Origin of the sequence: Mesorhizobium denitrificans, assembly GCF_003403035.1 — a bacterium.
Lineage (GTDB): Bacteria > Pseudomonadota > Alphaproteobacteria > Rhizobiales > Rhizobiaceae > Mesorhizobium_G > Mesorhizobium_G denitrificans.
This window is the reverse complement of the sequence record NZ_QURN01000002.1, coordinates 121167-134914: the sequence shown is the minus strand read 5'-3', so window position 1 is coordinate 134914 and position 13748 is coordinate 121167. Positions and strand designations below refer to the sequence as shown.

At 59.0% G+C, this 13748-nt stretch carries 13 protein-coding genes; 10 read left to right on the top strand and 3 right to left on the bottom strand.

What is annotated here, in order from left to right; genetic code table 11:
• Nucleotides 1–48 precede the first annotated feature (48 nt).
• From purF to DY251_RS03135, 3 genes are all read left to right on the top strand, one after another.
• Nucleotides 49–1524: an amidophosphoribosyltransferase gene (gene purF, locus DY251_RS03145; RefSeq protein ID WP_245415838.1), complete on the top strand. Its 1476-nt coding sequence runs from the start codon at nt 49–51 to the stop codon at nt 1522–1524.
• Between the two features lie 9 nt (nt 1525–1533).
• Nucleotides 1534–2292 (top strand): SDR family NAD(P)-dependent oxidoreductase, encoded by a 759-nt coding sequence (locus tag DY251_RS03140; RefSeq protein ID WP_116622401.1) that lies wholly within the window; start codon nt 1534–1536, stop codon nt 2290–2292.
• A gap of 74 nt (nt 2293–2366) precedes the next feature.
• Nucleotides 2367–3062, top strand: coding sequence for a 2-acyl-glycerophospho-ethanolamine acyltransferase (locus DY251_RS03135; RefSeq protein WP_116622400.1), 696 nt, complete (start codon nt 2367–2369; stop codon nt 3060–3062).
• Between the two features lie 233 nt (nt 3063–3295).
• On the opposite strand, the gene DY251_RS03130 is transcribed toward DY251_RS03135, so the two are convergent.
• Nucleotides 3296–5158: an LTA synthase family protein gene (locus DY251_RS03130; protein ID WP_116622399.1), complete on the bottom strand. Its 1863-nt coding sequence runs from the start codon at nt 5156–5158 to the stop codon at nt 3296–3298.
• Between the two features lie 272 nt (nt 5159–5430).
• Between DY251_RS03130 and fabD the strand changes: the two genes are divergently transcribed.
• From fabD to gmk, 7 genes are all read left to right on the top strand, one after another.
• On the top strand, nt 5431–6366 hold the full coding sequence (fabD, locus tag DY251_RS03125) for an ACP S-malonyltransferase (RefSeq protein ID WP_116622398.1): 936 nt from the start codon (nt 5431–5433) through the stop codon (nt 6364–6366).
• 44 nt (nt 6367–6410) lie between these two features.
• A complete protein-coding gene (gene fabG / locus DY251_RS03120; protein WP_116622397.1) occupies nt 6411–7148 on the top strand; it encodes a 3-oxoacyl-[acyl-carrier-protein] reductase in 738 nt (245 codons plus the stop codon).
• Between the two features lie 221 nt (nt 7149–7369).
• Nucleotides 7370–7606 carry an acyl carrier protein gene (locus DY251_RS03115; RefSeq protein ID WP_002963616.1) on the top strand — a complete coding sequence of 79 codons (237 nt, stop codon included), beginning with the start codon at nt 7370–7372 and terminating at the stop codon, nt 7604–7606.
• Nucleotides 7607–7631: 25 nt separating this feature from the next.
• On the top strand, nt 7632–8894 hold the full coding sequence (gene fabF, locus DY251_RS03110) for a beta-ketoacyl-ACP synthase II (protein WP_116622396.1): 1263 nt from the start codon (nt 7632–7634) through the stop codon (nt 8892–8894).
• A 77-nt stretch (nt 8895–8971) separates the two neighbouring features.
• Nucleotides 8972–10132 carry an endolytic transglycosylase MltG gene (mltG, locus tag DY251_RS03105; RefSeq protein ID WP_116622470.1) on the top strand — a complete coding sequence of 387 codons (1161 nt, stop codon included), beginning with the start codon at nt 8972–8974 and terminating at the stop codon, nt 10130–10132.
• Between the two features lie 44 nt (nt 10133–10176).
• Complete coding sequence (locus DY251_RS03100) at nt 10177–11055, top strand: YicC/YloC family endoribonuclease (RefSeq protein ID WP_116622395.1); 879 nt, start codon at nt 10177–10179, stop codon at nt 11053–11055.
• A gap of 3 nt (nt 11056–11058) precedes the next feature.
• Nucleotides 11059–11721, top strand: coding sequence for a guanylate kinase (gene gmk, locus DY251_RS03095; protein ID WP_116622394.1), 663 nt, complete (start codon nt 11059–11061; stop codon nt 11719–11721).
• A 182-nt stretch (nt 11722–11903) separates the two neighbouring features.
• On the opposite strand, the gene rsmA is transcribed toward gmk, so the two are convergent.
• Together rsmA and pdxA are read right to left on the bottom strand one after the other, a co-directional pair.
• The gene (gene rsmA, locus DY251_RS03090) at nt 11904–12731 is read right to left on the bottom strand and encodes a 16S rRNA (adenine(1518)-N(6)/adenine(1519)-N(6))-dimethyltransferase RsmA (protein ID WP_116622393.1); all 828 of its coding nucleotides are present in this window, start codon (nt 12729–12731) and stop codon (nt 11904–11906) included.
• On the bottom strand, nt 12731–13738 hold the full coding sequence (gene pdxA / locus DY251_RS03085; protein ID WP_116622392.1) for a 4-hydroxythreonine-4-phosphate dehydrogenase PdxA: 1008 nt from the start codon (nt 13736–13738) through the stop codon (nt 12731–12733). The genes rsmA and pdxA overlap by 1 nt, the downstream gene beginning before the upstream one ends.
• Nucleotides 13739–13748 lie beyond the last annotated feature (10 nt).

Sequence of the window (13748 nt, the reverse complement as noted above, 5' to 3'; positions counted from 1 at the left end):
CATTATATAAGCGCTTTCCGCTACGGCGGTTTCCCGCAATGAGGCTCAATGGCGATGGTTGATTCTGGCGTTACGCTCTGCGCCGAAGCGGATGATCATTTTCACGACGAATGCGGCGTGTTTGGCATTTTCGGGCGGCAGGATGCGGCAGCGATCGTCACGCTCGGTCTTCACGCGCTTCAGCATCGCGGTCAGGAGGCTGCGGGAATCGTGTCGTTCGACGGTAGCCAATTTCACATTGAGCGGCATGTCGGCCTGATTGGCGATACGTTCACCAAACAATCGGTGCTTGATCGTCTGCCAGGCAGCCGCGCCATCGGCCACACGCGCTACGCAACGACGGGCGGAGCAGGGCTGCGCAATATCCAGCCGTTCTTTGCTGAATTGTCGGATGGTGGGTTCGCTGTCGCTCACAACGGCAATCTCACCAACGCCATGACTGTGCAGCGGATTCTGCAAAAGCAGGGTTCGATCTTTTCATCGACATCGGACACAGAAACGATCCTGCATCTTGTCGCGACGAGCAAGGAACGCGACCTCAACGCGCGTTTCATCGATGCGGTGCGTCAGGTGGAAGGTGCGTTTTCACTGGTAGCGCTGTCGTCCAAGAAAATGATTGGCTGCCGCGACCCGCTTGGCATTCGTCCGCTTGTGCTCGGCGATCTTGATGGCGCATGGATTCTTGCCTCGGAAACTTGTGCGCTCGACATCATTGGCGCTCGCTTTGTCCGCGACATCAAGCCGGGCGAAATGGTTGTGATCACGTCAAAAGGCATTGAAAGCATATTCCCGTTCGAGCCGGTAAAATCGCGCTTCTGCATTTTTGAATACGTCTATTTCGCGCGACCGGATTCGATGGTCGAGGGGCTCAATGTTTATGACGCACGCAAGCGCATCGGCGCACAGCTTGCCATTGAGAATCCGGTAGAGGCTGACATCGTCGTGCCGGTCCCGGATTCGGGCACACCGGCAGCCCTTGGCTTTTCGCAGGAGGCCGGCATTCCGTTCGAGCTTGGCATTATCCGAAACCACTATGTCGGGCGCACATTCATTCAGCCGGGCGATTCGATCCGCCACATGGGCGTCAAGCTCAAGCACAACGCGAACCGCCGCATGATCGAGGGAAAGCGGGTGGTTCTGGTGGATGATTCCATCGTGCGCGGCACCACGAGCCAGAAGATCGTGCAGATGGTCCGCGATGCGGGCGCGAAAGAAGTGCACATGCGCATTGCCTCACCGCCCACGCGCTCCTCCTGCTATTACGGCGTGGATACGCCGGAAAAGGCGAAACTTCTGGCCTCGCGCATGTCCGTGGAAGAAATGGCCGAGTTCATCCGGGTCGATTCGCTCGGCTTCCTCTCTTTGGAAGGGCTGTATCGCGCTGTCGGCGAATCCGGCCGCAACAGCGAGCAGCCGCAGTTTTGCGATGCCTGCTTCTCAACCGAATATCCAACACGCCTCGCAGACATCGAAGGTTCCGACAATGTCCGGACCCTGTCCCTGCTGGCAACCGGCGGTCAATAAAAGAAGCGTATGAGCATTCCTGATCTGACCAATCGTATCGCGCTGGTAACGGGCGCTTCTCGCGGCATTGGCTATCAAATCGCCAAGCAGATGGCGGCGGCGGGCGCGCATGTCATTGCTGTTGCGCGTACCGTTGGTGGCCTTGAGGATCTGGACGACGAGATCAAAGAGGAACGTGCTCGCACGGGCAAAGGCGAGGCCACGCTGGTCCCGCTCGACCTAGCTGATATGCAGGGCATAGACCGCCTTGGCGGCGCGATTAATGATCGCTGGGGCAAGCTGGATATTCTTGTCGCCAATGCGGGTGTGCTCGGCACGATTTCACCGGTCGGGCATGTGGAAGCCAAGGTTTTTGAAAAGGTGATGAACATCAATGTCACCTCTACATGGCGCTTGATTCGCTCGGTCGATCCGCTTTTACGTAAGTCAGACGCGGGACGCGCAATCCTTCTTTCGTCCGCCGCTGCGCATTCGGCGCGCGCTTTCTGGGCACCCTACGCGGCGTCTAAAGCCGCCGTCGAAGCGATGGCGCGGTCATGGGCAGACGAAGCAAAAACCTTCTCGCTGCGGGTCAATTCAGTGGATCCTGGCCGCACGCGCACGGCAATGCGCGCGCAGGCGGTGCCTGGCGAGGACCCGTTGACCTTGCCGCATCCATCGGAAGTTGCCGCGCGCATCGTGCCGTTGGCTGACCCGGCGTTGGAGCGCACCGGCGAAATCTATCAGGCTCAGCCTGATCGCTGGGTTCGTTATCAGATGCCTGCCTGAACAATCCGCGCAGGCTTGACCGCCAACGATCAGCCGCTAACCTACGCGCGGCGGGTGCGGTTGGGAGGTTTTGAATGATCCTGACTGGAAAAATCCTGCTGCTTTTGTTGATGGCCTTGGCTGCTTATTCAGGCTGGCTGGCTTATCGGCTGGGAATTTCCTTCCGACAGGCGATTTTCTACCTTCCGTTGAAGCTTTTCTATCGCGTTGATGACAGCAGCGTGCGCGGCATTCGGTCCGCGCCGTCGCCAGTCGTTTATGTCGTCAGCCACCGGTCGCGGTTAGAGCCGGCGCTTGCGCTGTCGCTGCTGCCCGACAATACGCTGCATATTCTGGACGCGCATTCGGCGCGCTCTGCATGGCTGGAGCCCTATCGCGAGCTTGCGCGCACCATCGCGTTCAACACAGAACATTTGTTTGTGAACCGCAGGCTTGTCCGCCATTTGCGGGGAGGTGGGCGACTGGCCGTCTATCTGCCGGATGGAATCCAGCCAAACACGAAAGAATTCAGGCTTTATCGTGCAATCAGCCGCATCGCCGAGAGCGGTCGGGCCTCCATCGTGCCGCTGCATTTCGAGGGCACGCGGTACACAACATCGGCCTTCATCAAGCCTGAGGACAAGAAGCTGTTCCCACAAATTCAGGTCATCGCGCTGCCAGCAAAAACGATCCTCGAACTTGCGGCGTTGAGTGGTGAGCGCGGTTCGTCACACGCGCTCTACGCGCGGTTGAATGAGGTGCGCGAGCCGGAAGACGCAAAAGCTGCTTGATCGCGGATGAGGGGTAGTTGCGCGATGTATTGAGAACTTGCGCTGCCCTCACCCTTACCATCGGCGCCGCGTTGCATTTTCAACGTTGCTAAGGTTGCGAGACATTACCGCGGCTTCCCTCTCCCGTTCTACGGGGAGAAGATGCCGGTAGGCACGTGAGGGGCAGCACGAACGTGGAGATGTTGGCTCCTGTCCCTCATCCGCCGGCCAGCACCACCTCTTTTCCTGCCGCTTCAAACGCCGCTTGGCTTTGGCAGGTTGGGGAAGAACGCGTTCGTTCTCCACGCTTTGCCGAACATCGCATCGTATTGCAGCAGGCGATAATCATTGATCATCGGATCAACCTGCTTTTCGCGCGCCCAATCGGGCGTAGGCTTTCCGTCTGCATCGACAAGTACGTGCCGTTCGACGACATGGTACTTCATGTTGAGTTCGCCGAGAAAACCCGTGTAGTAGGGGTGGCTGATGCCCGCAGTTTTCAGCACGTAAAGCGGCAGGAAGGCGGGGCTGACCGTGCCAATATCCTGCACAGACCCCGATTTATTCGACCAAACCACGAGCGGCGTTTCGCGGTGCAATGCCAGCGCATCCGGCGGTTCGCGACGGTCCGGCACAGGCTCCTTGAGGAATTTCGTTTCCACATATCCGAGATTGAGCGGCGGCAGATGATCGCCAAAGAATGCAATGATCGTCGGGCGCTCGCGCTGCTGCGCCCAGTCCATCAGGCGCTTCAACTCTTTATCGGCGTCGTGCGCGCCTTCGGCATACGACAGAATCGACTGGCGCGTTGACTCGGTTGTCGAAGCCGAAACCTTAATCACCGGATCGGAATAGCGATATGGCTCATATGGCCCGTGGCTTTGCAGGCTAACTGCGAAATAGAAGAACGGCCGTTCGGTCTGGTCGGCACGGCGAATAATCTCTTCGGTCAGTGATTCGTCGGAAATCAGCGGCCCGCGAGCTTTCATCGGCGGCAGGTTTTCGATGGAATAGAAGCGGTCGAACCCGAAGGCATCGTAAACGGCCTTGCGATTCCAGAACCAGCCTTCAAACGGGTGGATCGCCATCGTCTCATAGCCCTGCGAGCGGAAGAAGCTGGCAAGCGACGGCACGGCTTTGCGCACATATTGCTGATACGGAATGCTGCCATAAGGCAGAAAAGCGTTGGAAAAGCCGGTCAAAGCTTCAAACTCGACATTGGCAGTCATGCCGCCGAATTCGGGCGAAAACACATGGCCGGAATGCGCGGCGCGCACATTTGGAATCGGATCGGGCGTAAACTTCACGCCCGGCAGCCGGGTCGGGTCCCAGAAGGATTCGCTCATCACGATAATGATGTCCGGTTTCTGTTCGGGCAGCGTGATCGTTGCGCCATCCGGCGGCGCAATGTCTGCCAGCGCCTGCTCCGTATAGCCTTGCGGTGTATTTACCTTGGCCATCGGCACGTTCATGGCGAACGCCAGCGCAAAGCCGTTGGAGGCGTAATTTTCTTTTTGATCCCACATTATGGGAATGATTTGCAGCCGGTCGCGGGTCCACGAAAACGTCGCGTAATCCATAATGGACACGAAAAACGCCAGCGCTGGCACTGCGACCGTAAGCCGCCAAATACGGCTTTTTCGGCTGATTTTAGGACCGTTTCGCCGCCAAAACCGCCACATTGCCACCAATGCGCAAATCGCAGTCACGCCAACTACCGCCATCGCTACCGCCAGCCAGGGGCGGTCACGTACCAATAGCGGCATCAGTTCCATGATCTGCCGGGAGTAGAGGAAATCCGTCGGATAGAGCGGATCGCCGAGATAATGTGCTTTTTGGTGGCCAACGAATGCCAGCAGTAGCGTCAGTGGCGCGACGATCAATATGCCGATATGCCGCCGCGCGAAAATTGCGTCCAGCAGGGTCAGCACCAATGTGAAGACGATAATCGTTGTCCAACCGGGCTTGAACGGCTGAAAAAAGAACTGAACCGTCGAGATAAAATCGCCACGCGCGACCAGCTCGATAAGGAACACCAAAGCGGCTGACAAAAACACGGATGCACCAAGCGCGCGGTAAGAATCGCGAGCCTGCCGGGATCTTAAAAGGCGCGCCATTCTCCGAAAAAAGCCTGCTTTTGCAGGGGCGTGCTCAATTTCGACGTTCCTACGCTCCACCCTGAACTCCCAAGACACCCGGCATTGTATTCAAACTGTCATGCCTATGTCACAAATGCAGCTTTTTGACGGAATTGAGAAGTCCGTTTTTTGTTCCATCTAAAATACCCAATCGGCTAAGATTCAGGTGCTTTGTAAATGTCGACCGCTCTTGACTTGCCCGGAAGCATGAAGTCAGACGTTTCCAACAAGAACTCAGGGCAGGAAGAACAATGTCGATCGCTTTCACCTTTCCGGGGCAGGGCAGTCAGGCCGTTGGCATGGGAAGGGACCTTGCCGAGCGTTTTCCCGCCGCGCGCGCGGTTTTTGAAGAAGTAGATGAGGCGCTTGCGCAGCGGCTTTCTCATATTATCTGGGAAGGCCCGGAGGAAACTCTGACATTGACGGCGAACGCGCAGCCGGCACTCATGGCTGTCTCATTGGCCGCGATCCGGGCGCTCGAATCGCAAGGCTTTGTTCTGGCCGATAAGATTTCGTATGTCGCAGGCCATTCGCTCGGCGAATATTCCGCGCTCGCGGCGGCTGGAATGTTCTCCATCGCAGATACGGCCCGCCTGCTGCGCATTCGCGGCAATGCGATGCAAGCCGCCGTGCCGGTGGGCGAGGGCGGCATGGCTGCCATTATCGGCCTTGAGCAATCGCAAGTCGAAGCTGCCTGCGCAGAGGCCGGCGCTGGGGTGCAGATCGCGAATGACAATGGCGGTGGCCAGATTGTTATTTCCGGGGCGAAGCCGGTGGTGGAACACGCCGCTCGCATCTGCACTGAAAAGGGCGCGAAGCGAGCTATCATGCTGCCGGTTTCCGCACCGTTCCATTCGGCATTGATGGCTCCTGCCGCCGAAGCAATGCGAGAAGCGCTCGCAGAGGTCGTGTGGCGTGCGCCTGCGGTTCCGGTTATCCCCAACGTATTGGTCGCTCCGGCCACTGAGCCGAGTGAAATCGCAGCGCAGCTCGTCGCGCAGGTAACTGGTCGTGTTCGCTGGCGCGAAACAATCGAATGGTTCGGCGCAAATGGTGTGACGACACTTTATGAAATCGGCGCCGGAAAGGTGCTTTCCGGGCTTGCGAGGCGCATAAACCGCGACATCGTGACGGCAAATGTGGGCGCGGCGGCGGAAGTCGAAGCTGCTCTCGACGCGCTGGCCTGAAAAACAAGAACACGCCTGAAACAACAACAGGATTGGATTGCAGAATGTTCGAGCTGACGGGACGCAAGGCGCTGGTAACTGGCGCAACGGGCGGCATTGGCGAGGCAATTGCCCGCATCCTTCATGCGCAGGGCGCAACAGTTGGCCTGCATGGAACGCGGGCGGAAAAACTCGAATCTCTTGCTGCAGAACTTGGCGACCGGGTCAGGATTTTTCCGGCCAATCTGTCGGATCGCGACGCGGTTAAGGCATTGGGACAGAAGGCGGAAGCCGAACTTGAAGGCGTGGATATTCTGGTGAACAACGCTGGAATCACCAGGGATGGCCTTTTCGTGCGCATGTCGGATGCCGATTGGGATTCAGTCATCGAGGTCAATCTCACGGCTGTTTTCCGGCTCACGCGCGAGCTTACGCATCCGATGATGCGCCGCCGCTTTGGCCGCATCATCAACATCACCTCGGTCGTGGGCGTTACGGGTAATCCGGGTCAGGCGAACTATTGCGCGTCGAAGGCGGGCATGATCGGCTTCACCAAGTCGCTTGCGCAAGAGATTGCGACGCGAAATGTAACGGTGAACTGCGTTGCGCCGGGCTTCATCGAATCTGCCATGACGGACAAGTTGAACGACAAGCAGAAAGAGGCGATCATGGGTGCAATTCCCGCCCGACGCATGGGAACGGGTGACGAAGTTGCCTCCGCCGTCGCTTATCTGGCGTCAAATGAAGCCGGTTACGTGACGGGCCAAACCCTGCATGTGAACGGCGGCATGGCTATGATCTGATATGAAATACGCGGCAACAGGGCAAAACACCCTGTGCGCAAGCCGAAACTGCTGTGTCACGGGCTTTTACAGATGGAAATTTTCGTGTAATCGGCGTGGCGAGCAAGTAAGGCGTGAAGCTGGTTCGTCCGGCTTTGCAAGACAAAATGTTAGCGCTTGATTAGCGGCAATGGGGCCGCTAACGAATGACAAACAACAGCACTGGAATAAGGATTGCCTACATGAGCGATACCGCAGAACGCGTCAAAAAGATCGTCGTCGAGCATCTTGGCGTTGATGCCGACAAGGTCACCGAAGGCGCGAGCTTCATCGACGATCTGGGCGCAGACAGCCTCGACACCGTCGAGCTCGTGATGGCCTTCGAAGAAGAATTCGGCGTTGAGATCCCGGACGATGCCGCCGAAACGATCCTCACCGTCGGCGATGCGGTGAAGTTCATCGACAAGGCTTCTGCCTGATCCGACAAACTCGGTAAGGCACTGAATGAGACGTGTCGTTGTCACCGGTATGGGCTTGCTCTCACCCTATGGGGTGGGAGTTGAGCACGGCTGGAAAGAATTGCTGTCGGCGCGCAGTGCCGCCCGCAGGGTAACCGAATTTGAGGTCGATGATCTCCCGTGCAAGATCGCTCATGTGATCCCGCGCGGCGACGGTTCAAACAACACGTTCAGCCCGGAGGCGGTGCTCGAGCCGAAGGAATTGCGCAAGATCGGCGATTTCATCCTGTATGGAATCGCCGCTGCCGACGAAGCCCTGAAAGATTCGGGCTGGGAGCCGCGCACTGAAGACGAGAAATGCGCCACCGGCGTCATGATTGGTTCGGGCATTGGCGGCATTGAAGGCATTGCCGAGCAGGCTCTGGTGCTTCACGAGCGCGGCCCGCGCCGCGTTACACCCTTCTTCATCCCCGGCAACATCATCAATCTGGTTTCGGGTCAGGTTTCGATCCGGCATGGCCTCAAAGGACCAAATCATGCCGTCGTGACCGCCTGTTCCACCGGCGCACACGCAATTGGCGATGCCGCGCGCATCATCGCGCTGGGCGATGCTGATGTGATGCTGGCTGGCGGTGCCGAATCGCCCGTCACGCGACTGTCGCTGGCGGGATTTGCCGCCTGTCGCGCCCTTTCGACTGAGCGCAATGACGAGCCGCAGAAAGCGTCACGACCCTATGACCGCGACCGTGATGGTTTTGTCATGGGCGAGGGTGCTGGCGTGGTTGTTCTGGAAGAACTGGAACACGCGAAGGCGCGCGGTGCAAAAATCTACGCAGAGGTCACGGGCTACGGCATGTCCGGCGATGCTTATCACATCACGGCTCCGGCCGAGGATGGCGATGGTGCGTTCCGCTGCATGACCATGGCGCTGAAACGCGCAAAACTGTCGCCCGCCGACATCGATTACATCAACGCGCACGGCACATCGACAATGGCCGACACGATTGAACTAGGTGCGGTCGAACGCTTGGTCGGCGATGCCGCGTCGAAAATCTCGATGTCGTCCACCAAGTCGTGCATTGGGCATCTTCTGGGCGCTGCCGGTGCGGCGGAGGCGATTTTCTCGATCCTCGCGATTCGGGACAACATCGCTCCGGCCACTATCAATCTCGACAATCCTGAGCGGGAAACGGCGATCGACCTCGTTCCGCACAAGCCGAGAAAGCGCCGGATCGATGTTGCACTGTCAAACTCGTTCGGCTTTGGCGGAACCAACGCATCGCTGATCTTCCAGCGTTATAACGGTTAAACCGGCTCGCGCGCCAATTTGGCCGCATTGCACTTTTGTATTCCGGCCTTGCCGATTCGAAACCTGTGGGTATTGAGATGAGCGACTCTCCCAATGATGTCGAGTTTGGCCGCCGCGCCACTCCTCCCGCACCGGGAAATGCGGCAAAGCCGGCCAGCGAGGCGCTGCGGCAAGACGCATCACCATCGGCGGCTGCGCGGCGCTCGCGCCATTCGCGCAATCGCTTTGTCGTGTTCTTCAATCTGGTAGTTTCGCTGTGCGTTCTGGGCGCTCTCGCGGCCTTTGCCGGGCTTTGGTTCGGCAAATATGAGTTCAACGCCGAAGGTCCAACCGCGGAAACACAGACATTTCTGGTCAAGCCAAAGACGGGCTTGAAAGCCATCTCAAACGCCTTGGAAGAGAATGGAATCATCACCAATTCGTGGGTTTTCCAGCTCGGCGCGCAGGCGAACGGCAAAGCGGCGGACCTGAAAGCCGGTGAGTATGAAATCAAGCCCGGCGCTTCGATGCGTGAAATCATGGACCTGATGGCCAGCGGCAAGTCGATCCTCTATTCGATCACCATTCCCGAAGGCCTCACCGTCGAACAGGCGCTGCAAAAAGTTTCCGCCACGCCGGAGCTAAGCGGCGATTTGCCTACCGCCATGCCTGCCGAGGGTTCGCTCGCCGCCGACACGCAGCGCTTCACGCGCGGCACGGAGCGCAAGGCAATCGTGGACAAGATGCTGGCTGACCAGAAAGCGCTTGTCGAGGAAATCTGGGCTAAGCGCGAGGACGGCCTGCCGCTCAAGAACATTGACGAGTTCGTCACGCTTGCTTCCATCGTTGAAAAAGAAACGGGCATCGCGGATGAGCGCCCGCAGGTTGCAGCGGTATTCATCAACCGTCTGAACAAGGGCATGCGGCTGCAATCCGACCCCACAATCCTGTACGGGCTGTTCGGTGGCAAGGGGCGCCCGGCCGACCGCCCGATCTTCCAGTCGGACATCCAGAAGCCCACCCCTTACAACACCTACGTGATTGATGGCCTGCCGCCGACACCCATTGCCAATCCGGGCAGGGCGGCTCTCGAAGCCGTTGCAAATCCGGCCAAGACAAAAGACCTATACTTCGTTGCCTCCGGCGGCGGTGGTCACGTGTTTGCCGAGACATTGGAACAACACAACAAGAACGTCGCGCGCTGGCGTGAAATTCAAAAGCAGCAGGGTCAACCTGCCGACGCGCCGCAGCAGCAATAGCTGGGTGTCAGATCGCGGGGGATCCATTGGCTAGCCTACAAAGCATGACAGGGTTTTCGCGCGCGGCGGGCGACGCTCGCGGCGCGTCGATCACCTGGGAGGTGAAGTCGGTCAACGGCAAGTCGCTTGAGCTGCGATTGCGCCTTCCCACCGGCTATGACCGGCTGGAGCCAGCCATCCGTCAAGCGATACAGAAGCGTTTTTCGCGCGGCAGCTTTCAGGCGCAGCTCACCATTGTGCGCCCCACCGCTTCGCAGGTGCAGCCCATCGTCAACGAGGCCTTCCTCCGCGATGTGGCCGAGCTTGCCAAGCGACTTGAAAAGCAGTTCGGGACCGCACCTGCCACGGCTGACGGGCTTTTGAGCTTGCGCGGCGTGCTCGACATCCCGGAAGCGACCGAAACCGAAGAAGACAAGGCCGTCGCCGACAAGGCCGCTCTTGCGGTGCTGGAAACGGCGCTCGATGGTCTGGAAGCTGCTCGCCGTGCGGAAGGTGGTGCGCTGGCGACCGTGCTCAACGGCCATCTGGAAACCATAGCCAAATTGACCGAAAATGCCGAACGCGACCCATCGCGCGATCCGGCACTTATTCGTGAGCGGCTCGGCGAGCAGATTCGCGCGCTGATGGAAGCAGCGGGCAGCGGGCTGGATGAGCAGCGGCTTCACACCGAAGCGATGTTGCTGTCCACCAAGTCAGATATTCGCGAGGAAATCGACCGTTTGAAAACGCATGTTGCGGCTGCGCGCTCGCTGCTTTCGGCGGGCGGGGTAGTCGGGCGAAAGCTCGATTTTCTGGCGCAAGAGTTCAACCGTGAAGCAAATACGCTGTGTTCAAAGTCGAATGCGGCATCTCTGACCGCAATCGGGCTTGACCTGAAGGCGGTCGTGGACCAATTCCGCGAGCAGGTCCAGAATCTGGAGTAGCTCATGCCGCAAATTGAACCCATGCAGCCCATCGCCAGGCGGGGATTGATGCTCGTCATTTCTTCGCCGTCCGGCGCGGGAAAGTCGACCATTGCCCGCAATCTGCTCGAAGATAAGAGCCTCGCAATGTCACTTTCGATCAGCGTAACCACGCGCGAGCGCCGCCCCAGTGAGATCGATAGTGTGCATTATCATTTCATCACCAAACGCCAGTTCGAGCAGATGCGTGATGCGGATCAGCTGCTTGAATGGGCTGAGGTGCACGGCAATTTCTACGCAACGCCGCGCGAGCCGGTCGAATACGCTATGTCGCGCGGTCAGGATATGCTGTTCGACATTGATTGGCAGGGCGCTGCGCAAATGCGCGAGAAAATCCCGGCAGACGTTGTTTCCGTGTTCATCCTCCCGCCGCGGATGGCGGAACTGACCGCGCGCCTCAAGCGCCGTGCGGAAAACACGGAGGCCGACATTGCAAGGCGTCTCACTAACGCCCGTTCAGAAATCCAGCAATGGACGGAATACGACTACATCATCATCAATGATGATCTGAACCGCGCCTTCGCGGAGGTGCGATCCATCGTCATTGCGGAGCGCCTGCGTCGTGACCGCCGCCCCGGCCTGTTTGATTTCGTCACCGGCCTGCTTGAAGAGAACGTCGGCGCCTAAACAGCAATTGTTTTTACGGCCCCTCATCCGGCCGGCGGCACCTTCTCCCTCAAGGAGGGTAGTTGAATGCCTCACCCCGCTCTGCGCAGTCCGCGATTGAAGCCCACCTCAACACCTTCCCTTCTCCCCTTGAGGGAGAAGGTGCCGGCAGGCGGATGAGAAGTGCTGAAACGCGCAGCCGCTTAAACAGCGTTTGTCAGCGCGACAAACTCAGCCACGGATAGCGTTTCCGCGCGTCGCGTGCCGTCAATGCCCGTCGCCGCCAAAAGCCGCTCGCCGCCAATCGACTTAAGACTCTGGCGCAGCATTTTGCGGCGTTGGCCGAATGCCGCTTCTGTCACGCGCCCCAGCACCTTCACGTCGGCTGGCAGCGGAGCGTCACGTGGCACAAGATGCACGATGGATGACGTGACTTTCGGCGGAGGCGTGAAAGCCTGCGGCGGAACGTCGAACGCAATTTTCGCATTGGTTCGCCAGCCCGCAAGCACGCCGAGCCGCCCATAGGCATCGCTCCCCGGCGCGGCGACAATGCGCTGCGCAACCTCGCGCTGAAACATCAGCGTCATCGATTCATAATAGGGCGGCCATTCGGGCAGGGTCAGCCAGCGGATCAGCAGTTCCGTGCCCACATTATAGGGCAGGTTCGCAACGATGCGGATTGGCAGACCAGCGGCTAGCGCTCCGATATCCGTCTTGAGTGCATCCCCGAAAATCACCTCAAGCCGCCCCGGATAATGCGCGGCAATTTCTTCCAGTGCCGGGCGGCAGCGCTCATCGCGCTCGATGGCGATCACCTTCTTTGCGCCGTTCAGCAGCAGCGCCCGCGTCAACCCGCCGGGGCCAGGGCCAACCTCCAGCACCGCTGTTTGCGTCAAATCTCCGGCGCTACGCGCGATCTTTGAAGTCAGGTTCAGATCGAGCAGAAAATTCTGCCCCAGCGATTTTTTCGCGTTCAGCCCATGCTGCTCGATCACCTCGCGCAGAGGCGGCAGTCCGTCGAGGCTCGCCATTAATTGCCCTCGCGCGCGGACATTTCTGCCGCCATGCGCAACGCCGCCATCATGCTGCGCGGCTGCGCAATGCCCTTTCCGGCAATGTCGAACGCGGTGCCGTGGTCGGGCGAGGTGCGAATGAACGGAAGTCCCAGCGTCACATTCACCGCCTCATCAAACGCCAAGGTCTTGGCCGGGATCAGAGCCTGATCGTGATACATGCAGAGCGCTGCGTCATATGTCTGCCGGGCGCGCGCATGGAACATCGTGTCTGCGGGCAGGGGGCCTCGCGCATCGATACCGTCGCGTTGCAGGCGTTCAATGGCGGGCAGCACGATATCGCCGTCTTCCATGCCGAGCGCGCCGCCTTCGCCCGCATGCGGGTTCAGCCCGGCAATTGCAAGGCGCGGCTTCGCGAGTCCAAATCGGTCCGCAAGATCGCGCGCCACAATGCGCCCCGTCTCATATACGAGGTCACTCGTCAGTTGTTTTGGCGCTTCGGCAAGCGGAATGTGAATCGTCACAGGAACGGTGCGCAGTTCCGGCCCCGCCAGCATCATCACAGGCATTGCAGGCTTGCCGGTGTGCTGTTCCGCGAGATGCGCCAGATATTCCGTGTGCCCCGGAAATTTGAAGCCCGCATCGTAGAGCGGCTTTTTCGCAATCGGGCATGTCACCACTGCCGACGCGCGCGTCGTCATAGCCAAGTCAACCGCGCGGTCAATTGCCTCGACAATGCCCGCAGCGTTCGCGCCGAGTGGCTCGCCAGCCCGGTCAGCAAACGTCGCATCCAGTGGTACGACAGGCAAAGCGCGCGGAAAAATCTGCGAAGCACTTTCGGGCGTTGCCGTTTCAATCGGCACATCAAAACCCATGGCCTTGGCGCGGCTACGCAAAAACTCAGCGTCTGAAAGCAGGAAAAAACCGGGCAAATGCTCGGCATTGCGCTGTTGCCAGCACATCAGCGCAAGCTCCGGGCCTACACCAGACGGATCGCCCGAGGAGAGCGCCAGAAGTTTGGGCATGTGTGCGGTC

Coding starts and splice junctions, on each gene's coding strand:
- purF (WP_245415838.1), top strand. CDS start 49: ATGGCGATGGTTGATTCTGGCGTTACGCTCTGCGCCGAAGCGGATGAT.
- DY251_RS03140 (WP_116622401.1), top strand. CDS start 1,534: ATGAGCATTCCTGATCTGACCAATCGTATCGCGCTGGTAACGGGCGCT.
- DY251_RS03135 (WP_116622400.1), top strand. CDS start 2,367: ATGATCCTGACTGGAAAAATCCTGCTGCTTTTGTTGATGGCCTTGGCT.
- DY251_RS03130 (WP_116622399.1), bottom strand. CDS start 5,158: ATGGCGCGCCTTTTAAGATCCCGGCAGGCTCGCGATTCTTACCGCGCG.
- fabD (WP_116622398.1), top strand. CDS start 5,431: ATGTCGATCGCTTTCACCTTTCCGGGGCAGGGCAGTCAGGCCGTTGGC.
- fabG (WP_116622397.1), top strand. CDS start 6,411: ATGTTCGAGCTGACGGGACGCAAGGCGCTGGTAACTGGCGCAACGGGC.
- DY251_RS03115 (WP_002963616.1), top strand. CDS start 7,370: ATGAGCGATACCGCAGAACGCGTCAAAAAGATCGTCGTCGAGCATCTT.
- fabF (WP_116622396.1), top strand. CDS start 7,632: ATGAGACGTGTCGTTGTCACCGGTATGGGCTTGCTCTCACCCTATGGG.
- mltG (WP_116622470.1), top strand. CDS start 8,972: ATGAGCGACTCTCCCAATGATGTCGAGTTTGGCCGCCGCGCCACTCCT.
- DY251_RS03100 (WP_116622395.1), top strand. CDS start 10,177: ATGACAGGGTTTTCGCGCGCGGCGGGCGACGCTCGCGGCGCGTCGATC.
- gmk (WP_116622394.1), top strand. CDS start 11,059: ATGCCGCAAATTGAACCCATGCAGCCCATCGCCAGGCGGGGATTGATG.
- rsmA (WP_116622393.1), bottom strand. CDS start 12,731: ATGGCGAGCCTCGACGGACTGCCGCCTCTGCGCGAGGTGATCGAGCAG.
- pdxA (WP_116622392.1), bottom strand. CDS start 13,738: ATGCCCAAACTTCTGGCGCTCTCCTCGGGCGATCCGTCTGGTGTAGGC.